Genomic DNA, 16,586 nt, shown 5'->3' on the forward strand with positions numbered 1-16,586 from the left:
TCTCAGACCTTACCGCTAGACGCTGGTCGTTAAGCAGTCATGGGTTAATAAGAAACTAGCGATAGTGAAAAACATTCACTAGCATAACGTTTAAATAAGGTGAACTAAGCAGGGACAGGCAGCGCACGGGGTTTTGCGCTGAGCCACCTGCCGCAGAGAATGAATTAACGCGGAAATGGCACTTTTGATGGTTGATAAGGTCGAAAAATTCGCCTAAAAAGCCCTCATACTTGCTCAAACGTGTGAAAATTAGCAAAAATTGGCCCTTTTCGTAGCAACCGCGCTATGCTTGAGGCTAAATATCGATTCATAAGAAGGTTCCCATATTCTGGCGTTGTGCCTCGTACTTCGCCTAAGTAACCGGTTAGATGACCCATGGAATGCTCGACATGGAATTAAGAGAGTGGTTAATCATTCTAGGACTGGCTCTGGTTTCGCTGATCGTTGTCGACGGTGTGCGAAGGCTCCAGCGTCAGCGTCGTGTACCCCGGCTAGACCAAGCGGTAAAGGATTTACCCACCGCCAAGCTAGAAGAGTTAGACGACGAGGCGAAAGAAGCCGAAATCAATTGGGAACTGCCTAACGGCGGCGCTCGGGTGGTCAAGCCTGCAGATTACAGCGGGCTTGGTAACAAGCCCAAATTAGAGCGCCAAGAGCATCCTGGGCCTTCCAAGGTGCTGTCGGATTTCCGCCGCTCGTTTAAAAAAGCGACCACCAAATCTGCACCCTCAGCAGAACGTGCGGAGCCTAAGACAGCAGCCCTGCGTTCAAACGATGCGGTGGCAGAGAAAAGTGAGCCGCCGCGTCGCGAGCCTAGCCTCTTTGCGACAGCTGAGCGTGAAGCGGAAGTGGCAAAAGAACCTACCCAGCCAGCAGAACAAACGCCGGTGTCGGCAACACGGCCAACACCGAAGTCCGCTGTCTCTGCAACACTTGCCCCAGCGCCAGCGCCAGCGGCTGAAACGGTCAAACCAGCTTCACAGCCGCAGCCACAACACTCAGTGCCCGAGCCAGAACCAGAGCTAACCTCAGCGCTGACACCGGAGCCTGAAACAGCGCCGGAACCCTCTATGCAGGCTGAATCAACCGCTAAACGCGAGCCAGAAGCTAATCTAGAACCAGAAGCTAAGCTAGAACCAGAAGCACGGCCTGAATTAGCAACTGAACCTGAGCCCGTGGCGGCTAAAGTGGATACAGCGCCTGCTGAAGAGCCCGTTCCGACGCTTGATCCAGAGCCAGTACTGCGTGCGGAGCCTGAAGATGCTGTATTTGCCAAGCATGCGTCTGATGCGCCCAAGCGCCGCCAGCTGCGCGCCGACACGGCAGGCGATCACGAGCTAGATGACGATGAGATCGACGAGTATCGTTTAGTCGATTTTGAAGGCATTGGCCGTTCCTTTAAGCGCCGTATTATTGAGCGCCGTCAAGAGAAAGCCATCAAAAAAGCCGAGAAAGCCAAGCGAGCTGAAGCAGCCGCCAAGCAAAAAGCTGAGCGTAAAGCGCTAGAAGCCGAGCAGCGCCGCGAAGCCAAACAGGCCGCCGAAGCTGAAAAAGCGCGCATTGCCCAAGAGAAAGCCCAGGCCCGCGATGAGGCTGCTAGTGAAGCCGCCGCTAAGCGTGAAGCCATGCAGGCAATGCCCGCTGAGCCTGATCTTGACCGTTATGAAGACAGCCGTGCCAGCCGCTATGAAGAGCATTATCAGGCGTTTGACGACGAGTATGACGTTGAGTATGAAGACGAGATCGCGGCGCAGGATAATGTGGTGCGCGCGCATCCTACGTTGGAAAAAGCCCTTCGCCACGATGTGAATGGTGAACATGCCAAAGAAACGCTGGGCAACGCTGATGAAATGATCGTGATTAGCGTGCTGTCGCGAGACCCAGATGGTTTTGATGGCGGCAAGCTGCTCGAGCTGATGATGGCCTGCGGGCTCCGTTACAGCCGCACTATGGGTGTGTTCCACCGTTTTGAAACGGAAAGCCCGGATAGCGAGCTGCAGTTCTCTATGGTGAACGTGTTGAAGCCCGGCTCTTTCCCGATTGAAGAGATGGATGAATTCGTAACGCCAGGGATCACTTTCTTAATGCCGCTGCCCGGTGCAGTAGATAGCTCGGCTGCCTTTGAGGCGATGGTGGAAACGGCTATGGTGGTGGTACGCCACATGGGCGGCGAGCTAAAAGATGAAAACCGTAGTGTGATGACGGCACAAACCATTGAGTTTGCGCGGCAGCGTGTTCATGAGTTTGAGCGTCGCCACCGCCTGCATCGCCATATGCAGGCCCGCTAAACGCCGCGTTGCGCGAACACCCGCCTTCCCCCAGAAGGCGGGTGTTTTTGTTACTAAATACCTGTTTTATTTATCTTCGGAACTTCTGAATGAGTCAGCCTGACCCCACCCTGCTGGAAGAGATTAGCCAACTACGCGCTGATCTGGATGACGCCAATCACCGCTACTACGTGTTGGATGAGCCAACGTTAACGGATGCCGATTACGATCGTATGCTGCAGCGTTTAAAGCAGCTAGAGAGCGAACACCCCGATCAAGTTTCCCCTGATTCGCCCACTCAGCGAGTCGGTGCCGCTCCGGCAGAGGGCTTTCCTGAAGTGGCCCACGCCATTCCCATGCTCTCGCTGGATAATGCCTTTAGTCGTGAGGATATTGTGGCGTTTGCCGAACGCGTGGCGGAGCGCTTGGAGTGTCAGGCAGAAGAGATTGAGTTTAGCTGCGAGCCGAAGCTGGATGGCGCAGCGGTATCGCTGGTGTATGAGCAGGGCGTGTTGGTCAGCGGTGCGACCCGTGGGGATGGCCGCACAGGGGAAGGCATTACCTCTAACCTGCGTACCCTGCGCTCGGTGCCGCTTAAGCTCATGGGTAAAAGCGTGCCTGAGCTGTTGGAAGTGCGCGGTGAAGTGATTATGCGCCACTCCGGCTTTGAAGCGCTCAATGAGCGTGCCAGAGAAGAAGGCAGCAAAGTATTTGCCAACCCGCGCAACGCTGCGGCTGGCAGCCTACGCCAGCTAGACCCGCGCATTACGGCGACTCGCCCGCTAGAGTTTCATGCGTATCAAGTAGCCCGAATCGATATGGCTAACTTGGATGATAGCGTTCTGCCAACTCATAGTCGGCAAATGGAAAGACTCAAAGATTGGGGCTTTCGCACTAGTGCAGAGTTAACCACGATGTACGGCCCCGGCGCGGTAGCCGACTACTGCGAGCAGCTAGGCGCTAAACGCGACCAGCTCGGCTACGACATTGATGGCGTGGTGATTAAGGTCAACGACCTGCGCCACCAGCGGGAGCTGGGATTTGTGGCCCGTGCACCCCGCTGGGCGGTGGCGTTTAAATTCCCCGCTCAAGAAGAAGTCACGACCCTCAACGATGTGGAGTTTCAGGTAGGCCGCACTGGAGCGATTACGCCGGTGGCGCGCCTTGCGCCGGTCACCGTCGCAGGAGTGACGGTCTCTAACGCCACGCTGCATAACGCCGATGAGATTACGCGCTTGGGCGTGATGATCGGCGATACGGTAGCCATTCGCCGCGCAGGGGATGTGATTCCACAAGTGGTGCGGGTGGATGAAGAGAAGCGCCCGGCGGATGCCCGTGAAATTACCTTCCCCGACCACTGCCCAGTGTGCGGCTCGGATATCGAACGCCTGGAAGGCGAGGCCGTGGCACGCTGCTCTGGTGGGCTTTACTGCGCTGCCCAGCGCAAAGAGGCGCTGAAACACTTTGCCAGCCGTAAAGCGCTGGATATCGACGGCCTGGGCGAGAAGCTGATTGAACAGCTGGTGGATCAGGAGTGGGTAAAAACGCCTGCTGATCTCTTCCATCTAAGCGTAGAGCAGCTAAAGAGCTTGCCGCGTATGGGCGAAAAGTCGGCGACTAATTTGGTTAACGCCCTGGAAAAAGCCAAACAGACCACGCTGGCGCGATTTATCTACGCGCTGGGCATTCGTGAGGTGGGTGAAGCCACGGCCGCTAACGTCGCCAACCATTTCGGCACGCTGCAAGCGCTACAAGATGCCGATCAAGCGGCGCTGGAAGCGGTGAATGACGTAGGCCCCATTGTCGCCAAGCATATCCACACGTTTTTTCGCCAGCCCCACAACCTGGAAACACTGCAAGCGCTGATCGAGGCGGGCATTACCTGGCAAGAGTCAGAAGTCACCCAAGGCCCCACGCCGTTAGAGGGCCAAACCTGGGTGCTGACCGGTGCCATGGAGAGCATGACCCGCGATGAAGGCAAGGCGAGGCTTCAGGCGCTGGGGGCCAAAGTAGCGGGCAGCGTCTCTAAAAAAACCACCTGCCTGGTGGCGGGCGAAGCTGCAGGCAGTAAGCTCACCAAAGCCGAGCAGTTGGGGGTTGAAGTGATCGACGAAGCCACCTTTATTGATCGTTTAGCCGCTTGGGAGCAAAGCGAATGAGCCGATTTATCGAAGTGCCCGCGCGGATGCTGCCGCCAGAAACCTTAACCGCGCTGCTGGAAGCGTTTGTAACCCGGCAAGGCTACGACACCACCGACACCGGCGAAGGCATGAGCGGCTGGGTGGCCGAACTCAGGCAGCAGTTGGACCGTCATGAGCTGATCATTGCTCATGATCTAGAGCTTGAGATGACCGAAGTGATGACTCTCGCCCAATGGCGCTCCTTTGGGCGAGAGTTGGCGGATGACGAAGAAGAGGGCGACTACTGAGCCCGCACCAGCGCGCTAATGACTCTCCGCCCTGGATGTAGATGATCAATAAGCGGCTGCTCAAGCGGTAGCGGCTCATCGCAAATGCGCGATGCGATAACCTCCGCACACAGCGGCGCGCTGGCCAGCCCCCGTGAGCCATGGGCGGTGGATATCCACAGCCCTGGATAGTGCTCGCCAGTAACAGGCGGCACTTTCGAGGCATCTTTACGCAGTACTGCGTAATCCATCTGCCAAGCCGCCGCGTTGGGCACCGGCCCAGCGTAAGGGGTTTTATCGGGGCTGGCGGCTCGTACCGCTGCCCGGCCTTGCAGTGCCTCTGGGCTTAACGTAACGCCAGCTGCCTCTAGCGCAGCAACCCACTCTGGGAGTGCCTGGCGTAGCTCATCGATATTGCGCTGGTGCTCTTCCTCGACCACTTGCGTCGTGGCGTTATTGGGCACAAAGCTCGCGCCAAAGGTCAGCACGTTATCCATTGGTGGTGATACATAGCCTCCCGCGCACACCACTTTAGTGGGCACCTTCGTGCCTGCTGGCAGCGTTAGCTCGCTGACCTGACCGCGCACCTGCTGCAACGGCAGCTCGGCGGTTTGCGCAAACTGGTTAGCCAGGGATGCCGTGGCCACTACCACATGATCAGCCTGCAGCGTTTCACCGCTGGCCAGCGTGACCTGCCACTGCGCCGTTTGGGAGGCTTGCTGGGCTTGCTGGGCTTTTTGCAGCTCGGTGACGTCGCCCTGCCGTAGGGTGATATTGGCGTGCTGCAGTAGCTGTTCGCAGAGCTTTTTGGGCTGAACCCAGCCCGCCTGGGGATAAAATAGCCCGTGGGCCGCAGAGACCGGCACGCCAGCTAGGCTGCTCAGCGCATCACTCTGTGCAGACACGACCGATTCCGGCAGCGGATGATTGGCCAGAAAACGCTGCTGGCGGTTTGCCTCTTTATCGCTGAGCGCGAGCTGTAGCACGCCACAAGGCTGCCAGAGCGGCGGCTCCTGTGGAAAAGCGGCGGCCAGTTGGCCAAACCAGCGCTGGCTGTATAGCAGCCCGGCTAGGTAAACACGGCTTTGGTGGTTGGTTTCTACTGCCAGCTTCACATAGAGCGCCCCCTGGCGGTTACCAGAGCCGCCCGCGCCAGGGGCATCGCGCTCAATCACCGTTACTTGCTTGCCGCGCTTAGCCAGCGCTGCCGCCACGGTGCTGCCCGCCATCCCTGCGCCGATCACTACCACGTGCTTGGCTTCATAGTGGGCAGGCGGCGTGAACCAGGGCGTTGTGCTGCGCCGTAAATCCTCAGCGGGAGATTCAATTCCCCCTGCTAGCATCTCCCGCTTGCGGCCAAACCCAGGCACTTTCTTCCAGTGAAATCCCGCCGCTTTCAGCCCCCGCTTGACGATGCCTGCGCAGGTGAACGTGGCAAAGGTGGCACCGGGGCGTGAACGGGCCGCCATGGCTTCAAAAAGCTCGGGCTGCCACATCTCTGGGTTTTTAGAGGGCGCAAAGCCATCTAAAAACCAAGCATCCACTTGGCCCTCCAACAGGTTCAGCCGTTCGGTGGTGTCGCCAAAGTGCAGGTCGAGGGTGACGCGCTCGCTTAGGTGCAAGCGGTGGATGCCGCTTACCGCTTCCGGCCATAGCGCGCACAGCACCTGTGAATAACCGGCCAGCGACGGCCAAGCGCTCAGGGCGCGGGTAAGCGCTTCCCGGTCGAGGGGAAATTTTTCTGTGGATAACAGATGTAGCCGTGCGCCTTTTGGGGCGAGCTGCTCAAAGCAGGCCCAGGCGCAGAGCATATTTAGCCCGGTGCCAAAGCCTGTCTCGCCAATCACAAAGGCCCGCGCCTCCTGCCAAGCTGCAAACCGCTCGGGAAGCCGGTTGGCCCCTAAGAAAACGTGCTCGGTTTCTGCGCGGCCATCTTCCCTGGAAAAATAGAGGTCGTCGAAAACGTCAGAATGGGGAGACGTATCGTTCCAAGAGAGCGTTGGGGCCGTTAATGCCGCGAGGGGTGGCAGGGAACTTGGGGGTTGGGCAGGGCGTTGAGTCACGCGAGCATCCGTGGTGATGAATGGTTGGTTAAAAAATGATCAATTTGTTAATCGGGGCGCTATCTCTGGCTTATAGAAAAGCGTCCGCCGGGTTTTCACAGAGTTTTCCACAGGCTCTGTGAAAAAGCGGGCGGACCCTCCACACTCGCCCCTAAGGGTCAAGGCAAAACTTTTTTGAACGACTTAACAATTACCTTGGCATAGACCCCAGCGATGATGTATGGGTCGGCGTCTGCCCAGGCTTGGGCGTCTTCTAAACTGTCGAATTCTGCCACAACAAGGCTGCCGCTAAAGCCCGCGTCGCCGGGGTTGTCGGAATCAATGGCCGGGTGCGGGCCTGCCAGAATAAGCCGACCCTCATCGCGCAGTGCTTCAAGCCTTGCGAGGTGGTCAGGGCGGGCGGCTAAACGGCGCTCTAAGCTGTTAGCAACATCTTCACTGATAATGGCATAAAGCATGGGGATAACTCCTTGAAGGCAGGGGCAACGTATCGGCCATAGCATTGACCGCACCCCGGTTAGCGCGCACCATGGCGAGCCTATTCGTGTTCTACACGCCTATTCTGACAAACTCGCCACACGGCGTCATGCTAATGCCACTACTTCCTAATGCGCTTGTCTCAAAACTTCCCGACGTGTTCGATGCCGACCAGCGTTATTCGGTTGACCTGCACATGCACTCGACCGCGTCTGACGGGTCGCTTTCTCCTGCTGAACTGGTGGCCTTATGCGCTGAACGTGGTTTGACCCACATGTCGCTCACCGACCACGACACCATGGATGGCGTGGAAGAAGCGAGCCACGCCGCCCAGCAGGCAGGGCTTTGCCTGGTGCCGGGGTGCGAGTTATCCACCCGTTGGCAGGGCATTAATATTCACGTGGTGGCATTAATGCCCGGTGGACTGCAAGGGCCGATGATCGAAGGGCTTGAGCAGCAGCGAGAGGCGCGTATCAAACGTGCGGAAGTGATTGCCGAACGGTTAGAAAAAATGGGCCTGCCCAATGCGCTGGAAAAAGCCCGCGCCCAGGCGGGCAGCGACCGCCCGCTGGGGCGGCCTGATTTTGCCCGGGCGTTAGTCGCAGAAGGTGTGGTGGCCGATTGGGCCGGGGCGTTTAAGCGCTACCTGGGCAGTGGTAAAAAAGGCGATGTTAAAGCCCATTGGCCGGAAATTAGCGAAGCAGTGGGTTGGGTAGTGGCATCTGGCGGAGTGGCCGTGCTGGCCCACCCGCTGCGCTACGGGCTTACCCGGCGCAAGCGCGGCCTGTTGATGGATACCTTTATGGCCGCAGGTGGGCAGGGCGTAGAGCTGGTCAGCGGCCAGCAAAACCCAGACGCCACCCGCGATTTAGCGCGCCAGTTGGTAGAGCGGGAGCTATACGCCTCGTTGGGCAGTGATTTCCACTTCCCCGGCAGCCATGCCGCGCCTGGCAGCATGAGCCCGGTGCCCCGTACCGCTGCGCCGCCCATTTGGCAGCATCCCCGTTTAGCCCACCTGCGCGATGCCCCGAGCGGTATGCTGGGTGCTAAGCCGCTGAATCAGCTAAGCTAAAAGTGATATCGCTAAAAACCTTAGCTAACAGATGCCTACGGGCAGGAGTAAGCGATGAGCCAATATTTTCAGATTCATCCGGAAAACCCGCAAAAGCGGCTAATCGATCAAGCCACCGAGATTATTCGCAAGGGCGGGGTGGTGGCTTACCCCACGGATTCAGGCTACGCGCTGGGCTGCCATTTAGGCGAAAAAAAGGCCATCGAGAAGATTAAATGGCTGCGCTCGCTGGATGATAAGCACAACTTCACCCTGGTGTGTTCCGACCTTTCCGAAATTGGCACCTACGCCAAAGTGGATAACGCCGTGTTCCGGCTGCTAAAAGCCCACACGCCCGGCCCCTACACCTACATTTTGGATGCCACTACCGAAGTGCCGCGCTTGCTGCTGCACCCTAAGCGCCGTTCTATCGGTGTGCGGGTGCCTGACCACCGCATTACCCACGCGCTGCTAGAAGCGCTGGGTGAGCCGCTGATGAGCGTGACGCTGATTCCGGTTGGCGAGGCGCTGCCGATGAGCGACCCCGAGGAGATTCGCGAGCGCTTTGGTGCCCATCTGGATTTGATTATTGATGGCGGTGCCTGCCACCTTGACCCAACGAGCGTGATTGATCTTCGTGAACTTCCGCCCAAAATCGTGCGGGAAGGGCGTGGCGATGTAACGCCGTTTCAAGAGTAGCGTTAGCTGAGCACTACTCACACGGGGGCGCTTAGCGCCCCCGTTTTCGTATCGGCGAGGCGCTATTTATCCTCGCTTGGCGTCTCATCGTCGCTGCTCTCTTTGTGCGCTTTTTTGCGCGGGTCTTCGCTGTTCTCATCCAGCCAAGTGCCGCAACGCAGGCAGTAGCGTGCGCGCTTTTCATGACGGTCGTGACCACAGCCGGGGCAGGCTTCTTCTGAATAACGGTCCTCACGAATAGAGCGAATCACCTGGGCGGAAAATACCCCGGTAGGCACGGCGATAATCGAGTAACCAATCAGCATCAAGATGACGGTAATCGATTTACCCAGCGAGGTAGCGGGGACAATGTCGCCATAGCCCACGGTGGTCATGCTGACGATGGCCCAGTACATCGACATCGGGATGCTGGTAAAGCCCGCCTCGGGCGATTCAATGGTATACATCAGCGCGGCAAACAGCGTCACGACCATCAAGATACTGCTGAAAAAGAGCAGGATTTGGCGCAGGCTGCGCTTGAGCGCATCCAGCAGCAGGCGGCCTTCCCCGACAAACTCCATCAGCCGCAAAATACGGAAAATACGCAAAATGCGTAAAATTCGTACAATCACCAACCCATGGGCACCCGGCACCAGCAGCACCAGCCAGGTAGGGATGATGGCCACCAAATCGACGATGCCATAAAAGCTTTTCAAATAAACCGTGGGGCGTTCCAGGCAGTAGAGCCGCACCAGCAGTTCCAGGCTAAACAGCAGCGTAAAGGCCCACTCGATATAGAAAAAAATATGCCCGTAGCGTTCGGCATAGATCTCAATGCTGCCCAATAAAATCACCGCAACGCTCAAAATGATCGCGATGATCAAGGCGATATCGAACGCTTTGGCACCCGGCGTATCGGACTCAAAAATAATATGAAACAGCCGGGCGCGGAGTCCTTCGGCACCAGGGGTGAGTGGAAAGCTCATCGCGTCATCCTGAAGTGGGCTTAAGGGGTCGTGAAAACGTCTTTAGCGTAGCGCGGTTTCGTGGGCCAAGCGATGGGCCAACGTTAACGCAGCTACGCCATAGTCGGTACTCGGCATGCCTGAGCTATCCAACGCCGTTGGCAGCACGGCGGCATCTGCCCGGCTCGCGTCATCCAGCTCAGGGTGCTTGGCCAATGTGGCTAGCGCCTGCTGTGCCGCTGCTAAGTGTTCAACGTTGTGGCTATCGTGATAGGCATCCAGCGCGACCGTGGCGCGGTGGAGCCATTCCGCAGGGTGCTGGGCATCAGGCAGCAGCCACTGCTGATTACCCAACGAATTGCCCCGCGCCGCTTTGCTGCTATCGGAGGGGCGCAGGGGCACGCTACGGGCAAGCGCTCCTGCCAGCGACCACAGGGCCTGGGGGTCGCCTGCCTTAAGCTCAAGCTCCACTTCACAAATCGGCGCACGCGCCTCACCGCACACAATCTCCCCTTCATCCAACACCAGTTCAATGTGGCTACCTTCCCATTGCAGCTGCCAGCTGCGGCGAGTGAAGTCGGTGCTCAGCGTAGGGAGCAGCTGGGAGAGGGTGTTTGCCAAGCCCGCTTGAAACGGAGGTAGGTTCGCTAGCGTGGTGGCGTCTAAGGTGTGTTCAGGAACTTGCCATTCCCACTCTTGTCGGCTGGAGAGCCCGCCGCCGCCGTGGCCTGCTGTTTTGACCGTTTGCAGCACGCGCCCATCTAACCGGCGCAGCCGTACGGCAACTTTTGCAGTCGCTAGGTGACCGTCGGGCGTATCAAAGTAGGTATTGGTAAGCGTTTGTTTTTCCTGTGGCGCGTCAACCAGCACAGGATGACGTAGCAGGGCACCAAGCTGTGCGGGCGAAAGCGCCAGCTTCAGCTCTATTTCTGTTGGCGCTGGCATTTCATTCGTATTTTTCATGACAATCGCCACCTCATTGTTGTGACAGTTTGGTTAAATTTTGATGGCATTATGAACTTTTCATGACGGCGGCGGGCGCACTCTTTATACTGACGCCCGCCATTTCCAGGCTCCCCGAAAACAGGCTAAAGGCTATATGGTAACCTCCAACCCTTTTTCCGCGATGTTTGGCCGCTCGCCATTCCAGCCGCTGCTGGCCCACATCGTCAAGGCCAATGAATGCGCCGACCAACTGCTGCCGTTCTTTGAGGCAACACTTGCCGGTGATTGGGACACGGCGGCTGAACTGCGCGAGAACGTCACGCGCTTAGAGCATGACGCCGACACCCTGAAAACAGAATTGCGGCTGAACCTGCCCAACACTATGTTCCTGCCCGTATCGCGCTCGGACCTGCTTGATTTGATCAGCGTGCAGGACAAAATTGCCAACAAGGTACGCGACATTACCGGCATTATGCTGGGCCGTAAAATGCGCGTGCCCGATGAGCTTGCTGAGCCAATGCGCGACTACATGCGCACGAGCGTGGCCTGCGTGGCTCAGGCGCGCCAAGCGCTTGAAGAGCTGAAAGACCTGCTCGAATCTGGCTTTGGTCGCAATGTCTCTGATGTGATGCAGAACATGATTCGTGAGCTTCATACCCTGGAGCACCAAGCCGACAGCCAGCAGGTAGCGATTCGTCGTCAGCTGTTTGATCTCGAGAGCCAGCTGCCGCCGGTGGATGTGATCTTTCTCTATAAGATCATCGAGTGGGTCGGTGAAGTCTCTGATCGCGCTGAACGCGTCGGTAGCCGCCTGCAGATTTTGACCGCACGCTAAGGGATACTCATGCAGATTATTGCCCAGCACGGTGACATTTTTATCATTCTGGCCTGTTTGTTTGGCTTCTTCATGGCGTGGGGCGTCGGTGCAAACGACGTTGCCAACGCGATGGGAACCTCGGTGGGGTCGAAAGCGATCACCATCAAACAAGCCATTCTCATTGCGGTTGTCTTTGAGTTCCTAGGCGCATGGCTCGCGGGTGGTGAGGTAACCAACACCATCCGCAAAGGCATCATCGATCCAGAACTGCTGCAAGAAGATCCGCAGCTGCTGGTATATGGCATGTTGGCCGCACTGCTGGCTGCTGGCACGTGGCTGCTGATTGCTTCTATAAAAGGTTGGCCAGTGTCCACTACGCACTCCATCGTGGGCGCGATTGTGGGCTTTGCGGTAGCAGGCCTGGGTGCTTCGACCGTTGATTGGAGCGCTGTGACCACGATTGCCGCGAGCTGGGTGGTTTCGCCCTTGCTGGCAGGCACCATCGGTTTCGTGCTGTTTAAATCGGTTCACCACCTGATTTTTGAAAACGATAACCCGTTTACCGCTGCCAAGCGCTATGTGCCGGGCTATGTGTTTTTGGTCGGCTTTATCGTTGCGATGGTGACGCTTACCAAAGGCCTTTCCCATGTGGGGCTGGACCTGACCTTTAATCAAAGCCTGCTGCTGTCGATTCTGCTGGGGCTGGTGATTATGGCGATTGGTATGCTGATGCTGCGCCGTATCAAGTTTGAGAAAAATGCCAACGACCACTTTGGCTACGCCAATGTGGAGCGCGCGTTTGGCGTACTCATGATCTTCACCGCCTGTGCGATGGCCTTTGCCCACGGCTCGAACGACGTAGCGAACGCCGTTGGCCCCCTGGCAGCGGTGATTAGCGTGGTGCAAACCGGCGGCGAGATTGAAGGCTCTGCCTTGGTGCCGTGGTGGGTATTGGTGCTGGGTGGCGGCGGTATCGTGGTGGGTTTGGTCACCTATGGCCATAAAGTGATTGCCACGGTAGGTACCGGCATTACAGAACTGACCCCTAGCCGTGGCTTTGCGGCCACCCTGGCTGCTGCGACTACGGTAGTGCTTGCTTCGGGTACCGGCTTGCCGATCTCTACGACGCATACGCTCGTCGGTGCGATTCTGGGTGTGGGGCTTGCCCGTGGTATGGCGGCGCTTAACCTGCGCGTGATCGGTACTATTGCGATGTCCTGGCTGATTACTCTGCCTGCTGGCGCGGGCTTAGCCATTCTGTTCTTCTTTATGTTTAAAGGCATGTTTGGCTAAACAAGCCCAGCGGGTTTGGTTTACCCAGCGTAACAGCGGCATCTTCTTTGCGGCCGGTCTTTATCAGAGATCGTAGCAATAGAAGGTGCCGCTGTTTTTTATGCTCTGTTAAAGTAAGCGTGGTTACTTTCACTCACCTGCTGCCGGAGAGCGGCCCTTGGATACTCGTTTCCCCTTTGTTGATTGGTTTCGTAACGCCTCACCGTACATTAATGCGCACCGAGGCCGAACCTTTGTCATCTTGATTGAGGGCGAAGCCATGGCGTCTGGCCGAGGGGAGCAGCTCATCCAAGATTTAGCGCTGCTGCACACGCTGGGCGTGCGGCTGGTGGTGGTGTTCGGTATTCGCCCCCAGGTGCACGAGGCATTAACAGCCGCTGGCGTAGAGCCCACCCGGGTGGATGGCCGTTGGGTAGCGGATCGTGCGGTGATGGCCCACGTTGAGCAGGTCGCGGCGCACCAGCGGCTATGGCTGGAAGCACGGCTTTCCCTTGGCCTGCCCAGCACGCCTCTGCACGGCGTGGAGCTTAGCGTGATTTCCGGCAACTTGGTCACCGCCAAGCCGCTTGGCGTACGTGAAGGAGTGGATTTTGACCACAGCGGCGAAGTGCGCCGGGTGCGGGCCAGCGCCATTGAAGGGCTGCTGGAAAAAGGCTCGCTAGTGCTGCTACCGCCGCTGGGGTTTTCCAGCACGGGTGAAGTGTTCGATTTAGACGCCTCAGAAGTGGCCCAGCACGCCGCCGTGGCCCTAAAGGCCGATAAGCTGATTTTGCTGGGCGAATCGGAAGGGCTGGAGGACGAGCAGGGCGCGCTATTGCGTCAGCTTTCCCCCTTTGAAGCCGAGCCACGCCTGCAGCATGCCGTGCCAGGCAGCGAATTGGCGCGGCATTTAAGTGCTGCCTGCACTGCCGCCCGCGAAGGCGTCGCACGTACTCACTTGCTCTCGTGGCGCAATCACGACGCGCTGCTGGGCGAGCTGTTCACCCGTGACGGCGTGGGCACCATGATTACCCAGCACCGCTACGAACAGCTGCGCCCCGCCACGCTGAACGATGTGGCAGGCCTGCTAGAGCTGCTAGAGCCGCTAGAGCGGCGCGGTATGCTGGTAGCCCGCTCGCGAGAGCGGTTAGAGCACGAGATTGATGACTACATGGTGATTGAGCGGGATGGCATGGTGATCGGCTGCGCGGCGCTACACGTCTTCCCTGAAACCACCGTAGGTGAGTTAGCCTGTGTTGCCGTTCACGGCAACTACCGGGGCGGCGAACGCGGCGAGCGGCTAGTGGAAGCCCTTGAGCGTCGGGCACGCCAGCGCGGGCTTTCCGAAATGTTCGTACTCACCACCCACACCGCTCACTGGTTTGTAGAGCGCGGCTTCCGCGCCGCAAGCCTTGAAGACCTACCGCCTTTAAAACGCGAAGCCTATAACCACGCCCGTAAATCTAAGGTGCTGGTGAAAAATTTGGCGGGGTAAGCGTTAGTGAGTGGAAAAAGGTGAGTAGAAAAAGGTGAATGGTGAGCGGTAGGTTGGGGCGGCTACGCCGCCCCGGAAGGCTGCTCAGGTATTGAGTATCACGCCGCCATTTAAGTGCAGTGTTTGGCCGCTCATGTAAGACGACTCTTCGCAGGCCAAGTAGACATACGCCGGGCCGATTTCGCTAGGCTGGCCGGGGCGCTTCATCGGCACTTGGTTACCGAATTCCGCTACTTTATCTTCTTCAAAGCTCGCTGGTATCAGCGGCGTCCAGATAGGCCCTGGGGCCACGGCGTTGACGCGAATCCCACGATCCATCAGCGACATTGCCAACGAACGTACCAAGCCCTGAATAGCACCTTTGGTGGCAGTGTAATCAATCAGCGTGTCGTTGCCCTTGAACGCATTGATGGAGGAGGTGGCAATGATCGTATCGCCCTCACTCAAATGGGGCAGCGCGGCTTTGGTCAGGTAAAAGTGGCTGAAGATGTTGGTCTGGAACGTGCGCTGCAGCTGCTCGTCGGGGATCTCGGTAATATCTTTCCAGTCGTACTGCTCAGCGGCGTTATTGATCACGATGTTGATCTTGCCGAAGTGATCCAGGGTGCGCTTCACAATCTCGCGGCAAAACGCCGGGGCGGCCACATCGCCTTTCAACACCAGGCAGCGGCGTCCTTCTGCTTCCACTAACCGCTTGGTTTCCTCGGCATCTTTGGTCTCTTTGAGATGCACGATCACGCTATCCGCCCCTTCACGGGCGTAGTGCACGGCCACAGCGCGGCCAATGCCGCTGTCGCCGCCGGTAATAATGGCCACTTTATCGAGCAGTTTTTCAGCGCCGCGATAGCGCTCGCGAATGTACTCCGGCTCTGGGCGCATGGCGTGTTCATCGCCGGGCTGCTTGTTCTGGTGCTGTGGGGGTTGCTGTTGGTCGCTCATGTGCGGTCACTCCTTTGTGTGCACGAATCGCTTCGATTAACTGGCAGGGCTGCCCGTCTCCTCAGGCGGCTAGCTGCCGAATGTCGAGCTTTCAACGTAGACCAAAGGCGAAGGGTAGAGCAAATGGTGCGGGCGCATCAGTAACCTGGAATAGCGAGAATTAATAAAGGCTATTTAAACAGACGATCAATAGGAGATTGCTCCTGCTTATTTTTTTAAGTGATTGTTATAAATGGTTTTTGATTAAACGTAAGTAAGTGGTGATGATGTTAGGCGGATTGCGCACCATGGCAAGAACCCCTGCAGCAGCTATAGTGAGTGAGGCTTTATCCCAGTAATGTCTCGACCACCGCCAAGGAGTAGGAGGTACTATGTCCCCTGATAAAGACGACCAGAAGAAAGATAAGCGTGACGACCATCATGATGACGCAAACCCGATGCCCGATACGCACCACGTTAATACGGATACCAATAAAAAATCAGAAAAGAAATAAGTAAGAGTGATATTAAAAAGGCGCTATCGTTAGCGCCTTTTTTAGTTTGTCGATAGGAAGCTTTTGATGTTTTCGTGAGTTTGTTCTTAATGTTTATTGAAATAAGTAGGGCTATTCGTTAATTCGGTGTTTTTAAATTGAAAGGGGCCGGATGCTCGCTATAGTTCTGATGAGGTTTCACTGACACGGAGAACGTCACCATGAATGATCAAGGACCGCATCACGATACCACTGACCACGAAACACTGAAGCAAAAAGGCCAGCAAAGTGCTGATGAAATCAAAGACGCCGCCCGCGAACAGGCCGAAAGCGTTTATGAACGCCAGCGTGAAAACGCCGCCAATCACACCCATACCCTGGGTACGGTGCTAAAAAACGCGGCGGATGAATTTGACCGCCAGCAGCAACCCTTCTGCTCGGAACAGGCTAGAAAGCTCGCTGACCAAACCGAGCGCTTTTCTCAACGCCTGCGGGATAAAGACCTGAACAGCCTCTGCCGTGCTGCTGAAGATTATGGCCGCCGCGAGCCTGCCATGTTTATTGGTGGTGCCATTGCCGCTGGTTTTTTAGTCACGCGCTTTTTGCGCAGTTCCCCCGATAAAGCACCTGCGCCTGCCGCGTCTTCTGAAGCTAGTGTTCCTGACCAAACGCTTTAATCAATCTCTTTAAGCAATCTCTTTAAACAAGCGCTTACATCACTCTTCATGCAGGAAGCG

The 16,586-nt window shown here is 57.1% G+C and carries 15 protein-coding genes; 10 read left to right on the forward strand and 5 right to left on the reverse strand.

Annotated elements, in window-relative coordinates; genetic code table 11:
* Positions 1–389: 389 nt before the first annotated feature.
* From zipA to R0J87_RS06620, 3 genes are all read left to right on the forward strand, one after another.
* Entirely contained in the window at positions 390–2,288 is a 1,899-nt protein-coding gene (zipA, locus tag R0J87_RS06610; protein WP_498885124.1) for a cell division protein ZipA, read from the forward strand.
* 89 nt (positions 2,289–2,377) lie between these two features.
* Positions 2,378–4,426, forward strand: a complete 2,049-nt coding sequence (gene ligA, locus R0J87_RS06615) for an NAD-dependent DNA ligase LigA (protein WP_498885126.1) — start codon at positions 2,378–2,380, stop codon at positions 4,424–4,426.
* Complete coding sequence (locus R0J87_RS06620) at positions 4,423–4,695, forward strand: YheU family protein (RefSeq protein WP_062372376.1); 273 nt, start codon at positions 4,423–4,425, stop codon at positions 4,693–4,695. The genes ligA and R0J87_RS06620 overlap by 4 nt, the downstream gene beginning before the upstream one ends.
* On the opposite strand, the gene mnmC is transcribed toward R0J87_RS06620, so the two are convergent.
* Entirely contained in the window at positions 4,689–6,737 is a 2,049-nt protein-coding gene (mnmC, locus tag R0J87_RS06625; RefSeq protein ID WP_498885128.1) for a bifunctional tRNA (5-methylaminomethyl-2-thiouridine)(34)-methyltransferase MnmC2/FAD-dependent 5-carboxymethylaminomethyl-2-thiouridine(34) oxidoreductase MnmC1, read from the reverse strand. The two genes, R0J87_RS06620 and mnmC, sit on opposite strands and share 7 nt — an antisense overlap.
* A 158-nt stretch (positions 6,738–6,895) precedes the next feature.
* Positions 6,896–7,195 carry a YciI family protein gene (locus R0J87_RS06630; RefSeq protein ID WP_498885129.1) on the reverse strand — a complete coding sequence of 100 codons (300 nt, stop codon included), beginning with the start codon at positions 7,193–7,195 and terminating at the stop codon, positions 6,896–6,898.
* A 134-nt stretch (positions 7,196–7,329) separates the two neighbouring features.
* Here R0J87_RS06630 and R0J87_RS06635 point away from each other — a divergent pair, with 134 nt between their 5' ends.
* Positions 7,330–8,286, forward strand: coding sequence for a PHP domain-containing protein (locus R0J87_RS06635; RefSeq protein ID WP_498885131.1), 957 nt, complete (start codon positions 7,330–7,332; stop codon positions 8,284–8,286).
* A 54-nt stretch (positions 8,287–8,340) separates the two neighbouring features.
* The gene (locus R0J87_RS06640; protein WP_404344896.1) at positions 8,341–8,964 is read left to right on the forward strand and encodes an L-threonylcarbamoyladenylate synthase; all 624 of its coding nucleotides are present in this window, start codon (positions 8,341–8,343) and stop codon (positions 8,962–8,964) included.
* Positions 8,965–9,026: 62 nt separating this feature from the next.
* On the opposite strand, the gene R0J87_RS06645 is transcribed toward R0J87_RS06640, so the two are convergent.
* Both R0J87_RS06645 and R0J87_RS06650 read right to left on the reverse strand, forming a co-directional pair.
* Entirely contained in the window at positions 9,027–9,929 is a 903-nt protein-coding gene (locus tag R0J87_RS06645; RefSeq protein WP_404344897.1) for an ion transporter, read from the reverse strand.
* Positions 9,930–9,971: 42 nt separating this feature from the next.
* A complete protein-coding gene (locus R0J87_RS06650; RefSeq protein WP_498885133.1) occupies positions 9,972–10,871 on the reverse strand; it encodes a CYTH domain-containing protein in 900 nt (299 codons plus the stop codon).
* 136 nt (positions 10,872–11,007) lie between these two features.
* Here R0J87_RS06650 and R0J87_RS06655 point away from each other — a divergent pair, with 136 nt between their 5' ends.
* From R0J87_RS06655 to argA, 3 genes are all read left to right on the forward strand, one after another.
* Entirely contained in the window at positions 11,008–11,688 is a 681-nt protein-coding gene (locus R0J87_RS06655) for a TIGR00153 family protein (protein ID WP_498885134.1), read from the forward strand.
* Positions 11,689–11,697: 9 nt separating this feature from the next.
* On the forward strand, positions 11,698–12,963 hold the full coding sequence (locus R0J87_RS06660; protein WP_498885135.1) for an inorganic phosphate transporter: 1,266 nt from the start codon (positions 11,698–11,700) through the stop codon (positions 12,961–12,963).
* 157 nt (positions 12,964–13,120) lie between these two features.
* Positions 13,121–14,437, forward strand: a complete 1,317-nt coding sequence (gene argA, locus R0J87_RS06665; RefSeq protein WP_404344901.1) for an amino-acid N-acetyltransferase — start codon at positions 13,121–13,123, stop codon at positions 14,435–14,437.
* Positions 14,438–14,521: 84 nt separating this feature from the next.
* Here argA and R0J87_RS06670 read toward each other — a convergent pair whose 3' ends face one another.
* Complete coding sequence (locus R0J87_RS06670; RefSeq protein WP_498885137.1) at positions 14,522–15,376, reverse strand: SDR family oxidoreductase; 855 nt, start codon at positions 15,374–15,376, stop codon at positions 14,522–14,524.
* Between the two features lie 371 nt (positions 15,377–15,747).
* Here R0J87_RS06670 and R0J87_RS06675 point away from each other — a divergent pair, with 371 nt between their 5' ends.
* Both R0J87_RS06675 and R0J87_RS06680 read left to right on the forward strand, forming a co-directional pair.
* Positions 15,748–15,870 (forward strand): hypothetical protein, encoded by a 123-nt coding sequence (locus R0J87_RS06675; protein ID WP_404344903.1) that lies wholly within the window; start codon positions 15,748–15,750, stop codon positions 15,868–15,870.
* Between the two features lie 200 nt (positions 15,871–16,070).
* Positions 16,071–16,526, forward strand: coding sequence for a hypothetical protein (locus R0J87_RS06680; protein ID WP_498885138.1), 456 nt, complete (start codon positions 16,071–16,073; stop codon positions 16,524–16,526).
* Positions 16,527–16,586 lie beyond the last annotated feature (60 nt).

The organism is Halomonas sp. SIMBA_159, from assembly GCF_046536035.1.
In the GTDB taxonomy this organism is placed as follows: domain Bacteria; phylum Pseudomonadota; class Gammaproteobacteria; order Pseudomonadales; family Halomonadaceae; genus Vreelandella; species Vreelandella venusta_A.